This is a genomic window from Ruminococcoides intestinale, assembly GCF_040095935.1.
Lineage (GTDB): Bacteria > Bacillota > Clostridia > Oscillospirales > Acutalibacteraceae > Ruminococcoides > Ruminococcoides intestinale.
Genome location: NZ_JBBMFQ010000001.1, coordinates 437,914 through 460,037, shown reverse-complemented (window position 1 = coordinate 460,037; position 22,124 = coordinate 437,914). Strand labels below are relative to the sequence as shown.

The 22,124-nt window shown below is 50.2% G+C and carries 24 protein-coding genes; all 24 read left to right on the top strand.

Features of this window, described 5'->3' with window-relative positions:
• Position 1: 1 nt before the first annotated feature.
• The 24 genes from WMO31_RS02235 to WMO31_RS02120 all read left to right on the top strand — a co-directional run bounded on the left by WMO31_RS02235 (position 2) and on the right by WMO31_RS02120 (position 22,109).
• Positions 2-925: a hypothetical protein gene (locus WMO31_RS02235; RefSeq protein ID WP_257352662.1), complete on the top strand. Its 924-nt coding sequence runs from the start codon at positions 2-4 to the stop codon at positions 923-925.
• Between the two features lie 14 nt (positions 926-939).
• A complete protein-coding gene (locus tag WMO31_RS02230; protein ID WP_367999127.1) occupies positions 940-1,137 on the top strand; it encodes a hypothetical protein in 198 nt (65 codons plus the stop codon).
• Positions 1,124-2,944 (top strand): VirD4-like conjugal transfer protein, CD1115 family, encoded by a 1,821-nt coding sequence (locus tag WMO31_RS02225; RefSeq protein WP_257352663.1) that lies wholly within the window; start codon positions 1,124-1,126, stop codon positions 2,942-2,944. The genes WMO31_RS02230 and WMO31_RS02225 overlap by 14 nt, the downstream gene beginning before the upstream one ends.
• A complete protein-coding gene (locus WMO31_RS02220; protein ID WP_257352664.1) occupies positions 2,931-3,281 on the top strand; it encodes a glutamyl-tRNA amidotransferase in 351 nt (116 codons plus the stop codon). The genes WMO31_RS02225 and WMO31_RS02220 overlap by 14 nt, the downstream gene beginning before the upstream one ends.
• A 70-nt stretch (positions 3,282-3,351) precedes the next feature.
• The gene (locus tag WMO31_RS02215; RefSeq protein WP_257352666.1) at positions 3,352-4,188 is read left to right on the top strand and encodes a VirB6/TrbL-like conjugal transfer protein, CD1112 family; all 837 of its coding nucleotides are present in this window, start codon (positions 3,352-3,354) and stop codon (positions 4,186-4,188) included.
• A 14-nt stretch (positions 4,189-4,202) separates the two neighbouring features.
• The gene (locus WMO31_RS02210; RefSeq protein WP_257352667.1) at positions 4,203-4,577 is read left to right on the top strand and encodes a hypothetical protein; all 375 of its coding nucleotides are present in this window, start codon (positions 4,203-4,205) and stop codon (positions 4,575-4,577) included.
• Between the two features lie 3 nt (positions 4,578-4,580).
• On the top strand, positions 4,581-5,129 hold the full coding sequence (locus WMO31_RS02205; RefSeq protein ID WP_257352668.1) for a hypothetical protein: 549 nt from the start codon (positions 4,581-4,583) through the stop codon (positions 5,127-5,129).
• A gap of 14 nt (positions 5,130-5,143) precedes the next feature.
• Positions 5,144-5,557: a PrgI family protein gene (locus WMO31_RS02200; RefSeq protein WP_257352669.1), complete on the top strand. Its 414-nt coding sequence runs from the start codon at positions 5,144-5,146 to the stop codon at positions 5,555-5,557.
• Complete coding sequence (locus WMO31_RS02195; protein WP_257353373.1) at positions 5,550-7,907, top strand: VirB4-like conjugal transfer ATPase, CD1110 family; 2,358 nt, start codon at positions 5,550-5,552, stop codon at positions 7,905-7,907. Before WMO31_RS02200 ends, WMO31_RS02195 begins: the two co-directional genes overlap by 8 nt.
• Entirely contained in the window at positions 7,904-8,314 is a 411-nt protein-coding gene (locus WMO31_RS02190) for a DUF6075 family protein (protein WP_257352671.1), read from the top strand. Before WMO31_RS02195 ends, WMO31_RS02190 begins: the two co-directional genes overlap by 4 nt.
• 23 nt (positions 8,315-8,337) lie before the next feature.
• Positions 8,338-9,090, top strand: coding sequence for a DUF6674 family protein (locus WMO31_RS02185; RefSeq protein ID WP_257352672.1), 753 nt, complete (start codon positions 8,338-8,340; stop codon positions 9,088-9,090).
• A 14-nt stretch (positions 9,091-9,104) separates the two neighbouring features.
• A complete protein-coding gene (gene srtB / locus WMO31_RS02180; RefSeq protein WP_257352673.1) occupies positions 9,105-9,893 on the top strand; it encodes a class B sortase in 789 nt (262 codons plus the stop codon).
• Positions 9,894-9,926: 33 nt separating this feature from the next.
• The gene (locus tag WMO31_RS02175) at positions 9,927-11,711 is read left to right on the top strand and encodes a CHAP domain-containing protein (RefSeq protein WP_257352674.1); all 1,785 of its coding nucleotides are present in this window, start codon (positions 9,927-9,929) and stop codon (positions 11,709-11,711) included.
• A gap of 202 nt (positions 11,712-11,913) precedes the next feature.
• Positions 11,914-12,504, top strand: a complete 591-nt coding sequence (locus WMO31_RS02170) for a TetR/AcrR family transcriptional regulator (protein ID WP_257352675.1) — start codon at positions 11,914-11,916, stop codon at positions 12,502-12,504.
• Between the two features lie 68 nt (positions 12,505-12,572).
• Positions 12,573-14,330, top strand: coding sequence for an ABC transporter ATP-binding protein (locus WMO31_RS02165; RefSeq protein ID WP_257353374.1), 1,758 nt, complete (start codon positions 12,573-12,575; stop codon positions 14,328-14,330).
• Between the two features lies 1 nt (position 14,331).
• Entirely contained in the window at positions 14,332-16,056 is a 1,725-nt protein-coding gene (locus WMO31_RS02160) for an ABC transporter ATP-binding protein (RefSeq protein ID WP_257352677.1), read from the top strand.
• An 11-nt stretch (positions 16,057-16,067) separates the two neighbouring features.
• Positions 16,068-17,567, top strand: a complete 1,500-nt coding sequence (locus WMO31_RS02155; RefSeq protein ID WP_257352678.1) for an ABC transporter ATP-binding protein — start codon at positions 16,068-16,070, stop codon at positions 17,565-17,567.
• A gap of 1 nt (position 17,568) precedes the next feature.
• Positions 17,569-18,264: an energy-coupling factor transporter transmembrane component T family protein gene (locus WMO31_RS02150; RefSeq protein WP_367999126.1), complete on the top strand. Its 696-nt coding sequence runs from the start codon at positions 17,569-17,571 to the stop codon at positions 18,262-18,264.
• A 15-nt stretch (positions 18,265-18,279) separates the two neighbouring features.
• Positions 18,280-18,867 (top strand): MptD family putative ECF transporter S component, encoded by a 588-nt coding sequence (locus WMO31_RS02145; RefSeq protein ID WP_257352680.1) that lies wholly within the window; start codon positions 18,280-18,282, stop codon positions 18,865-18,867.
• A gap of 38 nt (positions 18,868-18,905) precedes the next feature.
• Entirely contained in the window at positions 18,906-19,298 is a 393-nt protein-coding gene (locus tag WMO31_RS02140; protein ID WP_257352681.1) for a metal-dependent transcriptional regulator, read from the top strand.
• A gap of 5 nt (positions 19,299-19,303) precedes the next feature.
• Entirely contained in the window at positions 19,304-19,711 is a 408-nt protein-coding gene (locus tag WMO31_RS02135; RefSeq protein ID WP_257352682.1) for a winged helix-turn-helix domain-containing protein, read from the top strand.
• 263 nt (positions 19,712-19,974) lie between these two features.
• On the top strand, positions 19,975-20,739 hold the full coding sequence (locus WMO31_RS02130) for an RNA polymerase sigma factor (RefSeq protein WP_257352683.1): 765 nt from the start codon (positions 19,975-19,977) through the stop codon (positions 20,737-20,739).
• A gap of 615 nt (positions 20,740-21,354) precedes the next feature.
• Entirely contained in the window at positions 21,355-21,906 is a 552-nt protein-coding gene (locus WMO31_RS02125; RefSeq protein ID WP_367999125.1) for a type II toxin-antitoxin system PemK/MazF family toxin, read from the top strand.
• On the top strand, positions 21,906-22,109 hold the full coding sequence (locus WMO31_RS02120) for an excisionase (protein WP_257352684.1): 204 nt from the start codon (positions 21,906-21,908) through the stop codon (positions 22,107-22,109). The genes WMO31_RS02125 and WMO31_RS02120 overlap by 1 nt, the downstream gene beginning before the upstream one ends.
• The last annotated feature ends 15 nt before the right edge of the window (positions 22,110-22,124 follow it).

The following is a 22,124-nucleotide window of genomic DNA, read 5'->3' as shown; positions in this document are numbered from 1 at the left end:
TATGAATAACTTTGACGATCTGTTTGAACAGCAGCCCCAGCCGGAGGCCACCGAGAAGCCGGAGCCGCAAAAGGAGAAGCCGAAAAAACAGTGGTGGCAGATCCGCGAGGAAAAGCAGCGCAAGGAAGCCTACGCCACCCTGGACAGGGTGTTCGGCGCGTTTTCCGAAGGGCACGGCGACATGAAGGCATATCTGGACACCCAGAGCCGCTTCCCCTTCCACTCCGCCCGCAACGCCATCCTCATCGGGGAGCAATGCCCCAACGCTAAACGTGTGGGCGGCTACAAGGAGTGGGCTTCCCAAGGCGTTGAGATTCTGGAGGAGGAAAAGCGCCTGCCCATCATCATTTTAGAGCCGGGCAAGGCGTACCGCCGCGAGGACGGCAGCGTGGGCCAAAACTTCTATGCCAAGGAGGTCTTTGACATTTCCCAGACCACGGCGCGGGACGAGGCCCAGCCCCAGGTGAGCTGCGACGACCGCCTGCTCTTAAAGGCCCTCATCAGCAATTCCCCCGTGCCCATCCGCGCGGTGGAGGAGCTGCCCGCCCAGGGGCGCGGGGCCATGTTCGACCCGGAACAGAACGCCATCCTGGTGAAAAAGGGCATGGACGCGCCGGACATCTTCCGCTGCGTCTCTCTGGAGCTTGCCAATGCCCAGCTTGCCCGCAGCAACCCAGAGTATTCCCGCGAAACCGAGGGCTACAAAGCCTATGCCGTCAGCTATATGCTCTGCCAGAGGTACGGCGTGGAAGCGGGAGGCTACAACATCTCCCGGCTGGACGGCGTGCTTCAGGGGCAAGACCCCAAGGAGGAAATCCCGGCAGCCCTCACCGATATGCGCGACACGTTTAAGGAGATCAACGGGCGCATGGCAAGGGCCATGGGCCTCTCACGCGCGGGCAGGCAGAAAGAACAGGAACGGTAAAGGAGGCTGAATGAATGGAACGACAGGAAAAGGTTGTCCTCACGCTGGACAGATACGAGCATGGCATTATGATCCGCGCCCTCAACAAACTGCGGAACGATCTGCTGGAGGAACAGCGCGACCCCGGCCCGGTGGAGGACGTGCTTCTCAAAACCATTGACGCCCCATCCCAAAAAGACAGGAAAGCGAAGCGGCGGGATGAAGCCCGATAACAAAACGGGAGGCCCCTGGCTCTATGCCCTGGGGCTGATCCCGGCGGTCTGGCTTGCCCTGCTCGTTGCCCCCTCTCTTTCCGGGGGGCTTTCCGAAATCCTGGAGGCCCTGCCTGCGGCGATGAACGACCCATTTCAAATCGTATGGTGTGAGGACAGTGCAAAAGCTGTCCTCATTTTTATTGCCGCCTATGGGCTGGGCATTGGCATTTACCTCTCATCCAGGCGCAGCTACCGCAGGGGCGAGGAACACGGCTCCGCCAAATGGGGCGATCCGCGGGCCGTGAACCGGAAATACCGGGATAAAAACCCGTTTCAAAACCGCATTTTTACCCAGCACGTCCGCATGGGGCTGGACGGGAAAAAGCACCGCAGGACGTTAAACACCCTGGTCTGCGGCGGCAGCGGCGCGGGAAAAAGCCGCTTTTACGCAAAGGTCAATATCTGCCAGGCCAACACCTCTTTTTTCATCCTGGACTGCAAAGGAGAGCTGCTGCGGGACTGCGGCGGCCTGCTGGAACGGCAGGGCTATGAGATCAGGGTGGTTGACCTTTTGAACATGAACAAAAGCCACTGCTACAACCCCTTTGCCTATCTGAAAAACGACAACGATGTGCAGAAGATGGTGACGAACCTGTTCAAAGCCACCACCCCCAAAGGGAGCCAGTCAAACGACCCCTTCTGGGATACGGCGGCTTCCATGCTTCTCATGGCGCTGGTGTTTTATCTCCACTACGAGGCCCCGGAGGACGAGCGAAATTTCCCGATGGTCATGGAAATGCTGCGTGCCGGTGAGGTGCGGGAGGACGACGACAGCTATCAATCCCCGCTGGACGAGCTGTTTGAACGGCTGGAAATGCGCTCCCCCGACCACATCGCGGTGAAGTATTACAAGGACTACCGCTCCGGCAGCGCCAAGACCTTAAAATCCATCCAGATCACGCTTGCCTCGCGGCTGGAGAAGTTCAACCTTTCATCCGTGGCGGCCCTTACGGCTACCGACGAGCTGGAGCTTGCCAGCCTGGGGGAAAAGAAGGTGGCGCTGTTTGCCCTTATCCCGGACAACGACGCCAGCTTCAATTTTTTAGTGAGCCTTTTGTATGCCAGCACCTTCCAGGAATTGTTTTATTCCGCCGACCGGGTGCATGGCGGGAGCCTGCCCGTGCCGGTGCATTTTTTGATGGACGAGTTCGCCAACGTTTCATTACCCGATGATTTTGACAAGCTGCTGGCCACCATGCGCTCACGAAACATCTCGGTTTCCATCATCATCCAGAACATCGCCCAGCTCAAGGCGCTGTATGAAAAGCAATGGGAATCCATCATGGGCAACTGCGATGAATTTCTGTACCTGGGCGGCAACGAATCGTCCACCCACAAGCTCATCTCGGAAAGCTATCTGGGCAAAAGCACCCTCTGGCTGGACACCTACGGGAAAAGCACCGGCCATTCCGGCAGCTACTCCACCAACAACCAGATCACGGGCCGGGAGCTTTTGACCCCGGACGAGGTGCGTATGCTGGACAACCGGCTGGCCCTGCTCTTTATCCGTGGGGAACCGCCGCTGATGGATGAAAAGTACGAATTGCTAAAGCACCCCAACGTGAAATACACCACCGATGGCGGCGCACCGGCCTATACCCACGGCGGCACGGAAAACGCGGTGGCGGGCTTGACCATCAGCCGCCTTACCCCCGGCGACCTTGCCAATCTCAAGGAGCCGGATGTGACCTGTGAGCTTCTGTCCGACGAGGACATGGAGAAAATCTTTCAATTCAAGGAGGAAAAGCAAAATGAGACTGTTTAACAAGGAGAACAAGAACAAGGAAACCCGCAGCCTGCCCATGGGCAAAAAGAGCAAAAGCGCCCTCACGGCCTACTCGGCCCTGGTGCTTATGCTGTGCTGCTGCACCACCACGGCCTTTGCCGCCAGCGACCCTTTGACGGTTATCAACAACCTCAGCGACTTCATTTTCGGCCTCATCCGGGCCATCGGTATGATTCTGCTGGGCTTCGGCGTGGTGCAGATCGGCCTGTCCCTCAAATCCCACGACCCCAGCCAGAGGGCCAACGGCTTCCTCACTTTGGCAGGCGGCGTTGTGATTACCTTTGCCAAGGAGATTTTGACCCTGATTACCGGCTGATGAAAAACGGCGGCATGGGGGCAGGTCAATGGTGGCCTGCCCCTGTTTCTGCCGGAAAGGAGGTCTTTGAATGTCCGATAACTGGGTTGTGCAAAACCTGCAAAACGCCCTCGACACCTGGAACAAGTACCTGTCTGAAATCTGGCAGCTCATCACCCAAAGCCCGGAACAGTTTAAGGGCGGCACGATCTGGAGCGTGATCGTCAACATCCACGACGCGGTGCGGGCCATCGGCCTGGCGCTTCTGGTGTTGTTCTTTGTCATCGGGATTGTGAAAACCTGCGGCAGCTTCGCAGAAGTGAAGAAGCCGGAACACGCCTTAAAGCTGTTCATCCGGTTTGCCATTGCCAAGGGTGTCGTGACCTATGGGCTGGAGCTGATGATGGCCCTTTTCAACATTGTCCAGGGCCTTGTCTCCACCATTATGAACGCGGCGGGCTTTGGAACCGCACAGCAGACGGTTCTCCCCCAGGAGATCGTCACGGCGGTGGAAAGCTGCGGATTTTTTGAGAGTATCCCTTTGTGGGCGGTGACGCTCATCGGCGGGCTGTTCATCACGGTTCTCAGCTTCATTATGATTATGACCGTCTACGGGCGGTTTTTTAAGCTCTATTTATACACGGCCATCGCGCCGGTGCCCCTCTCCACCTTTGGCGGGGAACCCAGCCAGAACGTGGGCAAGAGCTTCATCAAAAGCTATGCCGCCGTGTGCCTGGAGGGGGCGATCATCGTGCTGGCCTGCATTATCTTCTCGCTGTTTGCGGCTTCGCCCCCTGCGGTTGACCCCAATGCGGCGGCAGTCACCCAGGTTTGGAGCTATGTGGGCGAGCTGCTGTTCAACATGCTGGTGCTTGTGGGCGCGGTGAAAATGGCCGACCGCGTGGTGCGCGAGATGATGGGCCTGTAAAGGAGGAAAAGTCAATGGATGATACAAGAAACGAGGTTTGCCGCAAGGTGCTGGAAACGCCTCTTGCGGACATCCGGGAGGATGTGTTCTTCCGCGCCGACAACTTTCAAAATGAGCCGTGGTACGGCGAGTTTCAGATCTACCGCAGTCTGGGCGTTTGCCAGCCCAGGCCGGAACACGCCCTGGAGGTGCAGAAGGCGCTGAAGGTCATGGGCTATCCCACCCACACCGCCGAGCGGAACGGGAAAACCTATCTTCTCCCCGGTGAACAGCCCGAAAGAACTAAGACGCTGCGAGAAGAATGGAAAATGACGCGGCTGGAGGAACGGAAAGAAGCTGCCTCTCGGCTGTTTCAGAAATCTTCCCGGCAAAAAGGCCGGGAGCGTTAAGAAATGGAGGAATATGTTTTGAACATGAGCAAGGAAAAGCTGATGAGGCTTGCCGAGCGCGCCCTAAAGCGCACTGAACCCTATCAATGGAACCGGGGGCTGGACGTGCCGGATGAGGAAAACTACAAAATCGACTATCTGCTGGTCAAGGGAAGCAAGGCTTCCCCAGAGGACGTGATAGCCTATGCGTCCTTTGAGGACGATCTGGTGCGGTTCCATCCGCTGCTGGAAAACGACCGGCCTTTTGCGCATTACGGCGAGTGCTTCACCTACGATTCCGACCTGTTTGAGCCTTTGGAGCAAGGGTATTCCCTGGCTTGTATGTCGCCGGAGGCCCATGCCTGCGCCTGGTATGAAATCGAAGATTTACAGGGCGAGATCGAACACCAGTCAGGTATGCAGGGCTATCTGCACTACTGCAAGCAGCACGGCGTTACCAGGGAGCAACTGGCCCGTCTGGCGGACTATGACGGCATGGACGTGATGAAGCTCTATGACCGGCAGGCTGCCAGAGGGGCGCAGGGCAGGCAGAAAAAAGAGTTGGAACGATAACGGGAGGTGGCATTTTGGAAGTCAAGATCAACCGCGAAATCCGCAACTACACCGAATCCATGTTTTTCGGCTTGAGTATGCGGCAGTTCATTTTTTCCATCTTAGCCTGCGGCGTGGCCGTGGGCCTTTACTTTCTCCTGCGCCCTTACTTTGGCGTGGAAACCCTTTCCTGGGTTTGCATTTTGGGCGCGGCCCCCTTTGCCATGCTGGGGTTCATCACCTACCATGGCATGACGGCGGAACAGTTCATCTGGGCGTGGCTGCGCTCGGAAATGCTGGAGCCAAAGGAGATAAAGTTTGAGGACGGCAACTATTACTATGCTGCTTTGAAAGACGTGATCGAGGGGCGGCAGACCGGGCGGCCCGTCAGAAAGCAGCCCAAAGAGCCGAAACACTTTCACAAGCGGAAGGAGGCCAACCATGATTAAGACCTTAAAAATCATGTCCAAGCAGGACAAGGAGCGATATACCGTGCCCCGGAAAGTGCAGGATGTGATCCCCGTCCGCCGTATCTGGCAGGACGGCATTTTTTCGACTGGAAACAAGTTTTCCAAAAGCTATCGGTTCAGCGACATCAATTATCTGGTGGCAAGCCGCGAGGACAAAGAGAGTATGTTTCTCATCTATTCGGAGCTTCTCAACTCTCTGGATTCCGGGGCGGTGACGAAAATCACCATCAATAACCGGAGAACGAATAAGGCAAACTTTGAAAACTCCATCCTCATGCCTATGCAGGAGGACTTTCGGGACGAGTACCGCAGGGAATACAATCAAATGCTGCTGGATAAGGCCACCGGGGCCAATGGAATCACTCAGGAGAAATATATCACCATCTCCGTGGTGAAGAAAGACGTGGAAGAGGCCCGCGCCTACTTTTCCCGCGTGGGGGCCGACCTCATTTCCCACTTTGCGGCCCTGGGTTCCAAGTGCGTGGAGCTGGACGCTTCTGAAAGGCTGCGTATTCTGCACGACTTCTACCGCCAGGGCGAGGAGGCAGAGTTCTTCTTTGATTTGGCGGCTATGGCAAAACGCGGCCACGACTTCAAGGACTATATCTGCCCGGACAGCATAGAGAAGAACAGCGACTATGTGAAGCTGGGCGATAAGTTCTGCCGGGTGCTGTTCCTCAAAGACTATGCCAGCTATATCAAGGACAACATGGTGACGGAGCTGACGGATTTCAACCGCAATTTGATGTTCTCCATCGACATTGTGCCGGTGCCGACCGACGAGGCCGTGCGGGAGGTGGAAAACAGGCTCCTGGGCGTGGAGACGAACATCACCAACTGGCAGCGCCGCCAGAACGCCAATAACAACTTTTCTGCCGTGGTGCCTTATGACATGGAGCTTCAGCGCAAAGAGAGCAAGGAGTTTCTGGATGATCTCACCACCCGCGACCAGCGCATGATGTTTGCGGTGATTACCCTGGCCATCACCGCCGACACGAAGGAACAGCTTGACAGCGACACCGAGGCGGTGCTTTCCGTGGCAAGAAAGCACATGTGCCAGCTTGCGGTTCTCAAGTTCCAGCAGATTGACGGCCTCAACACGGCCCTGCCCATCGGGGTGCGCAAAATCAACGCCTTCCGCACCCTCACCACCGAGAGTTTGGCGGTGTTCATCCCCTTTAAGGTGCAGGAAATCCAGGACAAGGGCGGCATTTATTTTGGGGAGAACGCTATTTCCCACAACCTCATCATGTGCAACAAGGCGAACCTGTTAAACCAGTCGGCTTTTTACCTGGGCGTTCCTGGCGCGGGAAAATCCTTTGCGGTGAAAGAGCTGATCGCCTTTCTTATGCTCCATCCCAATTACGCCGATGATGAAATCCTTATTTGTGACCCGGAGGGCGAGTTCGGCGCGCTGGTGAAAGCCCTGGGCCGTGAAAAGGCTACGGTGGCCCACCTGGTGGCAGGCGGCAAAGACAAGCTCAATTCCATGTATATGGTGGAAGGCTACGGCGAACAGAACCCCATTGTAGAGAAGTCGCAGTTTGTCATGTCCCTCATCGAGCAGATCGACAAGCGCGGCGTGGGGCCGCAGCACAAATCCATCATCGACCGCTGCACCGCCCTCGTTTACCCGGAGGCGGAAAAAGAGGGCCGGGCCGCCACCCTCTGCGACCTGCGCCAAAAGCTGCTGGAGCAGCCGGAGGAAAAGGCGAAGGAGATCGCCCTTTCTTTGGAGCTTTACACCACCGGCTCCCTGGACATCTTTGGCCGCGACAGTACGGTGGATTTAAGCAAGCCCTATGTGGTGTTCGACATCCATGGCCTGGGCGAGCAGCTCAAGCCCGCCGGTTCCCTGGTTATTACCGACACGATTTTGAACCGCGTGACTCTCAACTGGAAAAGGGGTAAGCGCACCCACGTCTTTATCGACGAGTTCCATGTGATGTTTGAAAATGAGCAGAGCGGTATTTTTTTCAACAGCGCATGGCGGCAGTTCAGAAAGCGCGGGGCCTACCCCACGGCTATCACTCAGAATGTGGAGTATCTGCTGGATTCCGTGCAGGCCAGCACCATGCTTTCCAACTCCGAGTTTCTTGTGATGTTGAGCCAAGCCGCGTCCGACCGGGAAAAGCTGGCGAAGCTCCTCAATATCTCCAGAGAGCAGATGAGCTATGTTACCAACGCGGACGCAGGCTGCGGCCTCATCCGCTACGGCAGCGCCCTGGTGCCTTTTGTCAACCGCTTCCCGCGCGACACAAAGCTGTATGCCCTGATGACCACCAAGCCCGGTGAGGGCGTGTTCGGCGGCGAGGAGGTTTTGGTATGAGCAGGCTCAATATCCGCTTTGCGTCCGCAGAACACCGCGATTTCTTTTTTCGGATGATGGATGAGGCACGGAAAAACGACTGCTATCACCAGTCTTTCTTTTATGTCATGGGGATTGCCCCGGAAACACGGGCCAACATCCGCCAGATGTTTGATTTCAAGCAGGACTGTATCAAACCGGAGGGTATGCACGGAGGCTGGCAGACCAGCGGCACCGTCCGGGTGTGCCGTTTGGCCTTCAACCTCTGGAACGGCTACACCGAACCGGAACACAGCAACGCCTATTCCCCGGAGGATCTGTTCTGCTGTGAATTTGCCCCCTATTTCATGGAGGGTATGAAAATCCGTTACCCGGAATACTGCCGGGAGCTGCCCCCTGCCAAAAAACAGGCGGAACCGGCGCGATGATTCTTAGATGGGAGGAATGAAATATGGCTGAATTGACCTATACGCTGGGGGAACATCCCCAGATCATCGAGCTTCTCTCCGTGCTGGAGAAAAACAACCTTCAAAAGCAAAAGGAAGAAGTGCAGGCCCTGGTGGGGTATATCGACGGCATGGAGGATAAGCTGTCGCAGATGATGGAGGAAATGAAAGAAATCCGTTTGGAGGTTGGCAAGCTCCATGACAAGGGAATCCGGGCCAAATGCGTCCAGCTTGCAACGGCGGCGGAGGGGAAAATCCAGCAGGTAAAAGCGATGGTTTCCACCGCCAAGGCAAACCTCATTTCCTCTGCCGGGCGCATGGTGCAGACCTTTCAGGAAAAGGGGCGCGCTGCCCTGCGCCATGCGGTGCAGGCTTTGCGTATCCCCGCCGTTCTCTCACGCATGGAACACGGATTTTCTCATGCCGGCAAGGCGATGGAGCAGTGCGCTGGAAAGCTGGATGTGTTCCGGGAGGAGCTGCACCAGGCGGGAAGCCACATGAAAAGCGCCGGGCGCGCCCTTGCAGGCAAAGAAGTACAGCAGGCCCAGGAGCTGGAGGCCGACAAGGGCGTGCTTGCCAGGCTGCGGGGCCTGTTTCTGTCCTGCGGCAAGACCTTTTCCGGGATGGAGCGCGGCGCGGCCCGTCTGGCTGAAAAAGCAAGCGGTGAGAAATCATCCGTAAAATCGGAGCTGCGGGAACTGAAAGCGGCCCCGGACGCACCGCACCGGCAGGCGGCCAGCAAAGAGCAGGCGCGGTAAGGAGGGTGAAGAAAATGAGTGATAAAGTGAAAACCAGATGGATGATTGCAGGGGCGGCCTTTTGCGCCGCCCTTTTCCTTTTCTCCGGGGCCATGCTGGCCCGTGAATATCTCGACCAAAAGCAGAGCGCCGAAGCCTTTGACGAGGTGGCGGAGCTGGTCAAGGAAGATGTGGAGCTGCCCACTTTGACGGTGGAAGGCAGCCCGGCCCAGGAGCCGGAGGCACTCACAGCCTTTGAAAAATACGCGGACGTGTACGCCCAGAACAGCGACCTGGTGGGCTGGGTTTCCATCCCCGGCACCCGGATTGATTACCCTGTCATGCAGACCAAGGACAGCCCGGATTTTTACCTCAAGCACGCCTTTGACAAATCGTACAGCAGCTATGGGGTGCCTTATCTGGCCGAAAACTGCGATGTTGGCATTTCCGACAACCTGGTGCTGTACGGCCACCACATGAGCAACGGCTCGATGTTCTCCGACCTGTGCAGGTATGAAAGCGAGGATTTCTACCGGGAACACAAGACCATCCATTTTGACACGCTGGACAGCTTTGGCGAGTATGAGGTGATCGCCGCCTTTAAGACGGTGGCCTATTCCGGGGAGGGGTTCAAGTATTACCACTTTGTCCAGGCGGAAAACGCCGAGGCTTTTGAGGCGTATATTGCCGAGTGCAAGGCGCTGGCCCTTTATGATACGGGCGTGAGTGCGGAATACGGCGACAAGCTCATCACCCTTTCCACCTGCGAATATTCCCGGACAAACGGCAGGATGGTTGTGGTGGCAAAGCTGCTTGACGCATAAGGGCGCGCCCACCCTGGGAAGGAGGTGAAGCCTATGGGCAAGGGCATTAAGACAAAGAGTGTTGCAGAAAAGACGATCAAGGCGATTGATAAATCTGCGGTTGCTTCGGAGCGGATGAAGGAAGCATATATCCGCACCAAAGACAAGGGCGAGCATGGCCTGTATGCAGAGGAAGGCTCCCCCGGCGAGTATGCGTCCGACCGCATTTCTTCCGGGGTTGAAAATACGGCCCGTGAAGCTGTCCACCAATTTGACAAGCAGGGCCGCAAAGGGGTTAAGACCACCAAAGAGAACATTTCCAAGGTCAAAGAAAAAATCCAGAAGCGCAAGGCCGCAGCCGAACAGCCTAAAAAACAAGCGGAGAAGCAGGCGGCAAGGCAGACCAGACAGGCCGCAGACCGTCTTTCGGAGCCGGTGAAAACCATCCGGCAGGAGCGCGGGGCTGTCAAGACCCTGGATCGGGGCAAGAAAAGCATTAAAACAGTGGACAGGAGCCGCAAGACCATCAAGCAGGCGTCCTCTACCGCCAAAGGGACGGTGAAAACCGCCAGCAAATCCATCAAGACGGCGGAAAAGACAGCCAAAGCCAGTATCAAGACTGCCCAGCAAGCAGCAAAAACGGCTCAAAAAACAGCCCAGGCCACAGCCAGGGCCGCCAGAGCTGCCGCCCATGCTGCCCGCGTTGCGGCGAAAGCGGCTGTGACTGCGGCAAAGGTGGCGGTCAAGGCCACCATCGCGGCGGTGAAAGCCATCATAGCGGCAACGAAGGCGCTGATTGCGGCCATCGCTGCGGGCGGCTGGGTTGCGGTGCTGGTGATTATTGTGATCTGCCTCATTGGTATGATTGTCGGCTCCTGCTTTGGGATTTTCTTTTCCGGGGAGGATTCCGGCACCGGGCAGACCATGCAGACTGCGGTGCAGGAGATCAACGCCGAGTACGAGGAAAAGCTGGAGGAAATCAAAACTTCCCACACCTACGATGTGCTGGAGATGTCCGGCAGCCGGGCGGTTTGGAAAGAGGTGCTTGCGGTGTATGCCGTCAAGACCACCACCGACCCGGACGCTGCCCAGGAAGTGGCCACCATGGACGATTCCAAAAAGCAGCTCTTAAAGGATATTTTCTGGCAGATGAATGAAATCTCATCCAGCACCTCTACCCAGACGGAAACCATCATTGAAACCTCAGACGATGGGAACGGGAATATCGTAGAAACGGAAGTCACCGTCACCCGCACCTATCTGTATATCACGGTCAGCCACAAGACGGCGGAGGAAATGGCCAATCAGTTCAGCTTTAACGAAGATCAACGGGAACAGATGGCAGAGCTTCTGGCCGATGAGAACAGTTCCCTCTGGAGCCAGGTGCTTTATGGCATTACCGGAGGCGACGGCGAGATCGTCACCGTGGCGCTCTCCCAGGTGGGGAACACGGGCGGTGCGCCCTATTGGAGCTGGTACGGCTTTGACAGCCGTGTGGAATGGTGCGCCTGCTTTGTGAGCTGGTGCGCCAATGAGTGCGGCTATATTGACGCTGGTGTTATTCCGAAGTTTGCGGCCTGCGCGTCCCAGGGCGTACCCTGGTTTAAGGAACGCGGGCTGTGGCAGGACAACAGCTACGAGCCGCGCCCCGGTGACATCATCTTTTTCGATTGGGATGATGGAGGCCAGGATGGTTCTTCCGACCATGTGGGGATTGTGGAGAAGGTGGAAAATGGCCGCGTCTACACCGTGGAGGGCAACTCTGGCGATTCTGTGCGCCAGAACAGCTACCCCGTGGGATATTATGAGATTTACGGGTATGGCACACCTGCCTATTAACAGCCCCAAAAAAGAAGAAGCCCAGCCGCACAGGCGGCTGGGTACATAATGATAATAACAAAAGCATCGTCCCCTTGACAGCAAGACAAAAATATGCTATTCTAACTTTTGTTTGATAATTAAATTATCTTAAATAAAGTGATTATCCGAGAAGGGAGGAAATATTTTGAGTTACTGTTCCGACTTGACAAGAGAGCGAATTATGGAATGTGCGAAAGTGGAATTCCTAAAAAAAGGCTTTCAGGCAACGCAGCTTAAAGATATTGTTACCGCTGCAAAGGTTACAACAGGTGCAATATATCGACATTTTAAGGATAAAGAAGCGTTGTTTTTTGCCTTAATTGAAGATGTTTACCATTATACATTAGATTTTCTGGATAATGCAGAACCTTACGATAAAGTTGGAATTAGAGAAGCTATTGAGAGGGATTCTGTTGAAGCGTCATATGTTCAGGCAATGACATATGTCAACTATATGTACGAGCATTTGGAGGAATTTCAACTCTTGCTGAAATGCAGCAAAGGTTCTCGCGTCGAAAACTTTATAGAAGAAATTACAAATCAATATACGAAACAGAATGCCCTATTTGTAAAGGCGGCATATGAAGCGGGATATGCGAAATGTCTGCCAAGCGATATAGAAATACACATTTTGACGCATGGATATATTACTGCACTATGTGAGTGTATTTTGCACGATGTTCCTTATGAAAAGGCGGAGGATTATGTAAAAAACATCATAAAATTCCAGCACTATGGCTGGTATGGTGTATTAGGGCTTCCGCTAAAATAAGTGGCTTTTGCCATTTATTTTTTGCCAAATAGTTAGTTTTTGCTAACCTGTTTAAGGAGGATTCTTCCATGAAGAAAAAAACGAAAACTGGAGCCATTCAGCAATTGTTGAGTTATGCAGGAAATAATAAAAAGCAACTTTATCTTTCAACCTTTCTTGCAACGCTGGGAGAACTATTCGGGATGGCTCCCTTTATTACAGTGTCATTATTAGTCGCGGAACTATTTAACAAAACAGCTACTATTCAAAATGTATGTATCTTGTTTGCAGTCGCTTTGGGCGGGCAGATATTAAAGCTGTGGCTTACATATCAATCCTCTTTTATGTCGCATAAGGCTACATATAAAATATTGAAAAATATCCGTAGCAAAATCGCAGATAAAATGCTTCGGGTTCCAATGGGCATTATGTTGGATACGCCGACCGGAAATTTCAAAAATTTGATGGCAGATACAGTTTCAAAATTAGAGGATTCGATGGCTCATTTTATGCCTGAAATAACCTCTAATGTAGTGGCTCCCCTATGCTGTATACTACTGGTATTTATTCTTGACTGGCGCATGGGATTAGCTGCATTGATTACAATTCCCCTCGGACTTTTGGGTTACATTGGAATGATGAAAGATTATGTGAATAAAAGTACCACTTATATGAAATCGCAGAATGCGATGAACAGTACGCTGGTTGAATATGTAAACGGGATAGAGGTTATTAAGGCATTTAATCAAGGAAGTGCTTCTTATAGCAAATTTACAGGTGCAATTAACTTCTTCCATGACAGTACTCTGGCATGGTGGAAGCAGAGTTGGCTTTGGTCAGCAGTCATTCAGGCTGTAATGCCGACAACATTGTTGGGAACGCTTCCGATTGGCGCATGGCTTTATATGACTGGAACATTACCATTGTCAGATTTTATCACTTGCATTATCCTTCCTATTGGATTTATTGCCCCGCTTATGCGAGTAGGAAAATATTCTGAACAATTTAATATGGTGAAAGCCTGTCTCGATCAAATACGGGATTTTATTGAGAAACCGGAACTGAAACGTCCAGAAAAAAATGTTGCACTGGATGAAACAGCCTATTGCTTTGAAAATGTTTCTTTCGCTTATAACGAGACGGAAGTTCTGAAGAATGTATCCTTTGAAATCAAACCAGGTACTGTTTCAGCAATTGTCGGCCCTTCCGGTTCCGGAAAATCAACGATCGCAAAACTCATGGCTGGTTTTTGGGACGCCACAAAAGGAAAAGTTGTTTTTGGCGGAAAGAATATTAAAGAGATTCCTTTCGCACAGTTGATGGGTGAAGTCAGTTATGTTGCACAGGACAATTTTCTGTTCGATGAAAGTATCCGTGAAAACATCCGGCTCGGAAAACCGGATGCGACAGACGATGAGGTGGTAGCTGCTGCAAAAGCTGCCTGCTGTCATGAGTTTATTGTAAAGTTGGAAAACGGATATGATACAAATGCCGGAGACGCAGGAGGAAAACTTTCTGGCGGAGAACGTCAGCGAATTACTATCGCAAGGGCAATTCTAAAAAATGCAAGAGTAATTATTCTTGATGAGGCCACGGCCTATGCTGATCCAGAAAATGAGTATCTCATTCAAAACGCTATCAGTAAACTTGTAAAAGGAAAAACCCTCATCGTAGTAGCTCATCGTCTTGCGACCATTCAGAAGGCTGATCAAATCCTTGTGGTGGAAAATGGAAAGATTGTTGGCTGCGGCAGACAGGAAGAGCTTTTATCAGAATGCCCACTTTATCAAAGATTATGGAGTGATTATGTGAGTTCAGCCGATCAAGTGGAAGGAGGGACATTTTAATATGTTTTCAATTATAAAAAGGATTTTACGGTTATCTGGGAAATATCGTCCCCGTGTAATTGCCGGACTGATCTTCAATGCTCTGAAATCCTGCTGCGCCGCCTTTGTATTTTTTGCTGTGCTATTGGTAATGTTGAATATCGAACACTTAACAGAGACTGTCATTTTACAGGCATTTGGAATTGTTGCACTTAGTGTTTTGGGCCGCTTTTTGTTTCAGTACCTAAGCGATGTGCTAATGAGTGCGTCTGGATATGAGATTTTCCGGGAAAAGCGTCTTGAGATTGGAAATCAGCTCAAAAGGGCACCGATGGGCTATTTTACAGAAAATAATCTCGGCACCGTACAAACAGTATTGACAACAACAATTTCCGATCTGGAAGGGAATTGTATGCTTGCGCTAACATTTTTGGTAGGAGGTTTTGTACAGGCGCTTGCCATGACGCTAATGTTGGGTATATTTTGCTGGCAGATTGGGGTTTTGGCTTTAACAGGAATTTTAGCGGGAATTCTTGTACTGGGCCAGATAAAAAAGCGGGCCGGCGCGCATACGGAAGATATGCAAAATGCTCAGGAATTGTTGGTGGGAAGTGCATTAGAATACATAAAAGGCATTTCTGTTCTGCGCATATTCGGAAAAGGCAAAGAAGGAAAAGGAAAAGTGGATCAAGCCTTTGAAAATAAGTGTCGCAGCGATATAGCGGTTACAATTTCTACTGCCGGAATTATGAAGCTGTATGAAGCCGTATTTAAGATTACAAGTTGCCTGTTATTTTTATTGTCAGCTTTGCTCTATTTGTGGGGAGTTATCACATTGCCCTATTGCCTTTTATTTATCATCTGTGCATTTTTAATGTTCATGGAATTGGAATTGATGAATGACGGGGCCTTTTTGAGTAAAATGCTTGCTACGCAGTTGGATCGGCTGGATTTCATCTCAGATATACCGGTTTTAGATGGAGACGGAAAGGATATTGTCCTGAAATCATATGAGATTGAACTGAAAGATGTTACTTTCGCTTATGACAGCCGTCCGGTTTTAGATGGAATCACCTTGAAAATCCCACAGAACTCTACTTGTGCTATCGTTGGGCCGTCAGGTTCAGGGAAAACAACTTTGTGTAATATGATTGCAAGATTTTGGGACGTAAATTCCGGAAGTGTTAAAATTGGAGGACACGATGTAAAAGAATTTACTTGTGATAGCCTTTTATCATATGTAAGTATGGTATTCCAAAAGGTGTATCTGTTTAATGATACGATTGAAAATAACATCAAATTCGGAAAACCTAACGCGACCCATGCGGAGGTGGTAGAGGCCGCTAAAAGGGCCCGCTGCCATGATTTTATAGAGGCGCTCCCGCAAGGCTACGAAACAATGATAGGAGAAGCAGGTTCCACTTTGTCTGGAGGAGAAAAACAGAGAATTTCAATAGCAAGGGCGATATTGAAAGACGCGCCCATCGTTATTTTGGACGAAGCGACATCCAGCGTAGACCCGGAAAATGAAAAAGCTCTTTTGGACGCAATTTTTGAATTGACGAAAAATAAAACACTAATTTCTATCGCTCACAGGCTGTCTACTGTTCGGACGGCAGATCAAATTATTGTCATTGATCAAGGCCATATTGTTCAAAAGGGAACCCATAAGGAATTAGCAGAAAAAGAAGGGATTTATCGTACTTTTTTGAAGTGCAGGGAGAAATCCATCAGTTGGAAGCTATGAGGTGTGTTGCCATGAAAAAACAATTTCCAATTATATCTTTTGAACATGCCTCTTTTCAGTATGAAGGACAGTCTCAGGAAAGTCTAAAGGATGTAAAGCTTATCATAAAATCGGGAGAATTTCTTGTTATTACTGGGCAGAGCGGATGTGGAAAGACCACATTAACCAGGTGTATCAATAATTTGATTCCCCGCTTTTTTGAAGGCAGATTATCCGGCGAAGTCGTTGTATCGGGACGTTCCATAAAAGAATCGGACGCCGGTGAGGCTGGCAAAGAGATTGCTTCAATTTTTCAAGATCCCCGCAGTCAATTTTTTACTACAAACAGTTCCAGCGAAGTTGCGTTTGCCTGCGAAAACTATGGAATTCCACATAAAGAAATCGTTAAACGTGTTAACAGCGCCTTTCAGTCACTGAATATGGAGAACCTAAAAGACAGAGATATTTTTGCCCTGTCCAGTGGAGAAAGGCAAAAAGTTGCTTTTCTCGCAGCGACTACTCTTAATCCACAAATTTATGTGCTGGATGAGCCTTCGGCTAATTTAGACATTCATACAATCTTACAGGTAAGAGAGATTCTTTCTGCTTTGAAAGCCGCTGGACACACGATTATTGTTTCAGAACACAGATTGTTTTACTTATACGGACTCGCAGATCGCTTTTTAATTATGGAGGATGGTCAAATCTGCGAAGAATTAACGGGTGAGGAAATGGCAGAATTATCTGCTGTCCAAATGCACAACAGAAGGCTTCGCCCGTTAAATTTGGATTTAATACAAATAGAAAGGAAAGAATCTATTTGCCGCTCGGAAGTATTTCTCCAAATTAGAAATTTGAGCTTTTCGCATAAAGCCATGCCAGAACTTCTTCACAACATTTCATTAGAAGCCTACAAAGGCGAAACGATTGCCTTGATTGGAGAAAATGGTTGCGGGAAAACAACATTGGGGAAAATCCTGTCTGGCTTGATTCGCTGCCGCCAAGGTGCGTTTTACATTGATGGAAAGAATGTGAAGCAACAAAAATTATCCGACTATGTGTACTTTGTTATGCAGGAGGCAGATCACCAGCTTTATACAGACAGTGTGACGGAAGAATTGAGGTTAGGAAACAAAAGGATTCCAAGCATAGATGAAAAAGTGTCTCAAATTTTGAAAATGCTCCATTTGGAAAACTTCAAAGACTGCCATCCGTATGCTTTATCAGGCGGTCAAAAACAGAGACTAACAATAGGAGCGGCAATGCTTTCGGAAAAACCAATCATCGTTTTGGATGAACCAACAAGCGGGTTAGACTGGGATAATATGTGCGCTGTTGCCAATGCTGTTAATTATATGCGTGAGGCTGGAAAGCTGGTCTTTATTATTACGCATGATCTGGAGTTTATCAGCCTGACCGCCTCGCGCGCTTTGCTTTTGAAGGAAGGGATTATTAAAGATGATTTACAAATGACGGAACAAAACAATTTCAAAATCGTAAAGAATTTTATGGTGGAGGAAGGTGGTGAATAAATTGAGAAAGCATGGAGTATATTACGATTCTCGCATAAAACTTCTGTTGATTCTATTGACATCAGCTTTGGCGTTTGCTTTGGGTGGAGGCTTAACAGGCTTGTTACTCTTTGGCGTCGTTTGCCTGTTTGCTTTGCTAAGTGGACTTTGGAAAACAAGTATCAAATTTGCAATAGTTTATATCGTTCTGCTTATGTTAGCGCAAGTCCTTCCAATTCATTTATCTTCCGTGATAACATTCTTTTTACTAAGAATTTTGACTATTGCACTTGCTTTGAATATTCTATTTCAGACTACGGAAATATCGGAATTGATAGCAGCGCTTCAGGCAAGTCATATCCCTCAAGCAATTGTGATACCAGTAGCTATCATATTGAGATTTCTTCCATCTTTGAAACAAGATGTGCTTTATATAAAACAAGGGATGAAAACGAGAGGCGTGGGATTGTCTTTTTGGAGAATAGTAAGTCATCCGGCGCAGACATACGAAGGCTTTTTAATCCCTATACTTATGCGCCTTCTGATGACGGCGACAGAATTATCCGCATCAGCGGAAACGCGAGGCATCAGCTATCCTTGTGAAAAAACTCACTATATATTAGTTGATTTCCGCTTAAGAGATAGTATTTTGTTGATAGGTATGCTTGCTCTTTTTGCGGTTGTCATATGGACATCGTTCCAACCAATATCATTTTAAGGAGGAATTTATTTCATGCAAACCGAGAACAAAAAAGGCTTTCAAGTAAAGGATTTGATCGTCACAGCTCTTTTATCTTTGTGCGCACTTGTTATCTATATCCTTTGTGCGTTCCTATCTTTTTCTCCCTACACGATGTTAGTGGTAAGCCCATTGTGGTCACTATTGGCAGCTATTACATATTTCCTTGTAGCAGCTAAGACTAAGAAACCGTGGGCACTGTTCATTTTTTGTGCGGTAACAGGCATTTATGGGTTTTATCCGCCCATGATAATTTGCTGCATTATTGCTGGCATTATTTCTGCGTTGATCGCGTGGAAAACAGGTTGCACTAATGGAAAAACACTTACGATCAGTTATATCATTTATATGGTTTTAGCAGCATTCAGTGGTACATATATTCCCTTCTTGTTTTTCTCAAATCAAACACTTGAGCAGTATGCGGGAATGTTTGGCGAAAGTTATTTGGGAATTTTGCAAACGTTAGTATCACCTGTAACAGCTATCATAATGCTTGTCGTTGTTGCAATTTGCGCCTTTGTTGGCGCGCTCATCGCTAAGAAACTGCTCAAGAAGCATTTCAAAAAAGCAGGTATGGTGTAAATGAAGTAATTATATGTGTCAGAAGGAGGTGTGCCATTATGTCCTTAACATCATCTATGGAGGACTATTTAGAGGCTGTGCTGGTGCTTCAGCAGCAAAAGGGTTATGCTCGCTGCGTAGACGTGGCAGAGTTTTTGGATGTAAAAAAGCCTTCTGTGAGCCGGGCTGTCAAAGAACTGTCTAAAAAGAAATGCCTGATAAAAAAGGACGATGGCACACTCTCCCTCACAGAGCAGGGCCAGCAGATCGCCCAGCAAATCTATGAAAAGCACCAATTCTTTACCAGACAACTCATAGAGGCTGGTGTTCCCCAGGATATTGCGGCACAAGACGCTTGCAAGCTGGAGCATGTTATTAGTGAGATAAGTTTTAAGAAATTGAAAGAAGCCGTTTGGATAAATGACCGGGAGGTGATACCATCGGAGAAATAATCATTATGAAACTGAACGAGGAAGAAAAAAAGATTTTTGAAGATTTCCTTTCATTTTTACAGCTCCACCCAGAGCTGAAGAAATGGGAGCTTTCCTCGGAATCGGTGCTATCTCTCCCCGATCTTGAGATTGACCCCAGCCAAAGGCTGGTGCGCTGTAATCAAAAAGAAGTGGGCCTAACAGCAAAGGAATATAGTCTCCTATGCCTGCTGACAGTTAATAATGGACGAGTGTTGACCTATTCCCAAATCTATGAAAAGGTATGGGGTGAAGCTCTAACAGTAAATGAACGAGGCACCATAGGATACCATGTACGAAACCTACGCAAAAAGCTCTATTCCGCTGATCCGCACCACCCTTTTATTATAGAAAGTGTCCGTGAGGTTGGGTATCGCTTTCAAACAACTTCCTAAATATTCACAGAGCGCAGTCTGAATGGCTGCGCTTTTCCTTTTCTCAAGGTGAGGACATTCGGGAGGATTTTTCAAATCTCACACCTTGTCGTTTGTGTTTGACAAATCACACACAAGGCGTGTCTGAACTTGCGATGAAACTATACAAGTCCTCTTTGAAACCTCGCTGTTTCCTCTTTTTTATACATTATACTACCCCTATCAACAATTCAGTATGGGGAAAGGTGGTGATGTCTGTCAGCTTATCCCCATAAGGGGATAGTATGGAGCCTGAAAGAAAAAAGCCGGGCGGCTGTCCGCCCAAAACCGAACAAAAACCGTATTTCGTACATACCGCAGCCCTTACGGGGATTGCGGTATTTTTTTGTTCGACAGACTTTTTTCTTTTCTCCGGGCCTTACCCATCATCCGGCAAAAGCCAACAGCCGAGCGCACGCGCCTTTTGGTGTGTGCGCTTTTTCTTTGTCGGGAAATGCGGATTTCTGGCATTCCCCGGAAGGACAAGCCTTCCATGTTGCAGGGGGCCGCCGTCCGTCTGGATTTCTTCTCGAAATTCAGACGAAACGGAGGTACACAGCGTGGACGCTGGCAAAAAAAGAATATGGGTTCGCGGCCAATTTATCGAGGTCACGGATGAAGTGTATGCCGCCTATATGCAGGGCGACCGGAAAATGCGCTATTTTGAGAATGACTTGAAATGTGAACGTCCGGTTTATGGCAGCAACGGTGAAATTAAGCGGGTTATTCCCAGCCGGGAGGATTCCCTGGACAGGCTTATGGAAGAAAATGCCCGTCAGTTTGCAGCCAATGCGGAAAGCGTGGAAGATGTGGTGTTCCGAAAACTTGCGGTGGACAAGCTACATACTGCGCTTTTACAGCTCACCAAAGAAGAACGGGATTTAATCTATGCCCTGTTCTACGAGGAAAAGACAGAACGGGAATACGCCGGACAGCTCGGCCTTTATCGCAACGCTGTCCATGTGCGGAAAATCAAGGTTCTAAAAAAACTTAAAAAACTTTTGGAATAGTGTTGTGCAGACCTCTCACTCAACGGCAAATAGAGTGAGAGGTTCTTTTTGGCCTCTCCCGGAACCTTGAAAACCGAATACCCAATCATCAAGCACATTCCCGCTGCTTTGGCGAAAGCCAAAGCCCAGGCGGCGGCTGCGCGGCGATCTGCCGGAAGAAAACAACGAGACTCCACCGAAAAAGAAAAGTCGGTCTTTGGTTTGTTCTTCCCGGCAAGGAGCGAGAAACAGCAGGCTGCCAGTACCGGATGGCTACCGGTACGGCCACGACCAGCAGCGGGGACAATGATACTCCCGTCCAGCCTAACGTCCGAGCGTTGAAGCGGCTCTTGCCGTGATCCGTCGCAGGCAATGGGGGCGGTTGCGTGAGAACCACGCGAGGGGTGCGATTCCCCGTGGAGCTGGCAAGCCGCCAGCCGTTTGATGACTTCCCGCAGCGAACCGGGGCGTCGAGGACAAATAGGTTTGCTTTGAAATATGGGCCGTGCAGCAGGACAGGCCAATGGAAAACAGGAGGATTGTTTTATCTCTCCCCGGCCTTCATTCTGTTTTGCTGCACGGCCTCTACATAGGCGGGTTCTGCCGCCTAATTTTTCAAAAGGGAGGTCAAACACTATGAACAAAACATACTTGCGCGGCGATATGTACTATGCCGATCTGGGCCGGGGTATCGGTTCTGAACAGGAAGGGTATCGCCCCGTTGTCATCATCCAAAACAACACAGGGAACAAATACAGCCCCACCGTCATTGTAGCGGCCATCTCCAGCAAGGTGGACGCAAAGGCCAAGCTCCCCACCCACTACCTGTTAAAAGCAGAAAGCGGCCTGGAACTGCCCTCGCTTGTCCTTTTAGAGCAGCTTCGCACCATTGATAAAAAGCGGCTGGAGACATACATCGGCAGGCTGGAGGAAAAGCACATCCGCAGGATCGACCATGCCCTGGCTGTCAGTGTGGGGCTGATCGAGGAGGTTCCCGAAAACTTAATCATGTGCCTTTGCCCGGCCTGTGCCAATAACTTTTATGGTACAGGCTCTTATTATTTGAGGAGGGTAAACCCCGCGCAGCAGAAACGGGACATCTGCACCTATTGCAGCCAGCGCCCCGGCTTTGACTATGAAGTGGTTCACAGAAAAGAACACAGCGACGGGAAAGGAGGGCTGCGGTAATGAATTATCCAGACGTTCCTATCTGGGAAAAATATACCCTTACGATTGAAGAAGCCGCACGCTATTTTCGGATTGGCGAAAAGAAACTCCGAAAGCTGGTGGAGGAAAACCCGGACGCGGGCTGGCTGATTATGAACGGCAACCGCGCCCAAATCAAACGACGCCAGTTTGAAAAGGTCATAGATTCCCTCGACGTTATCTGAAATCGCACATTTGCA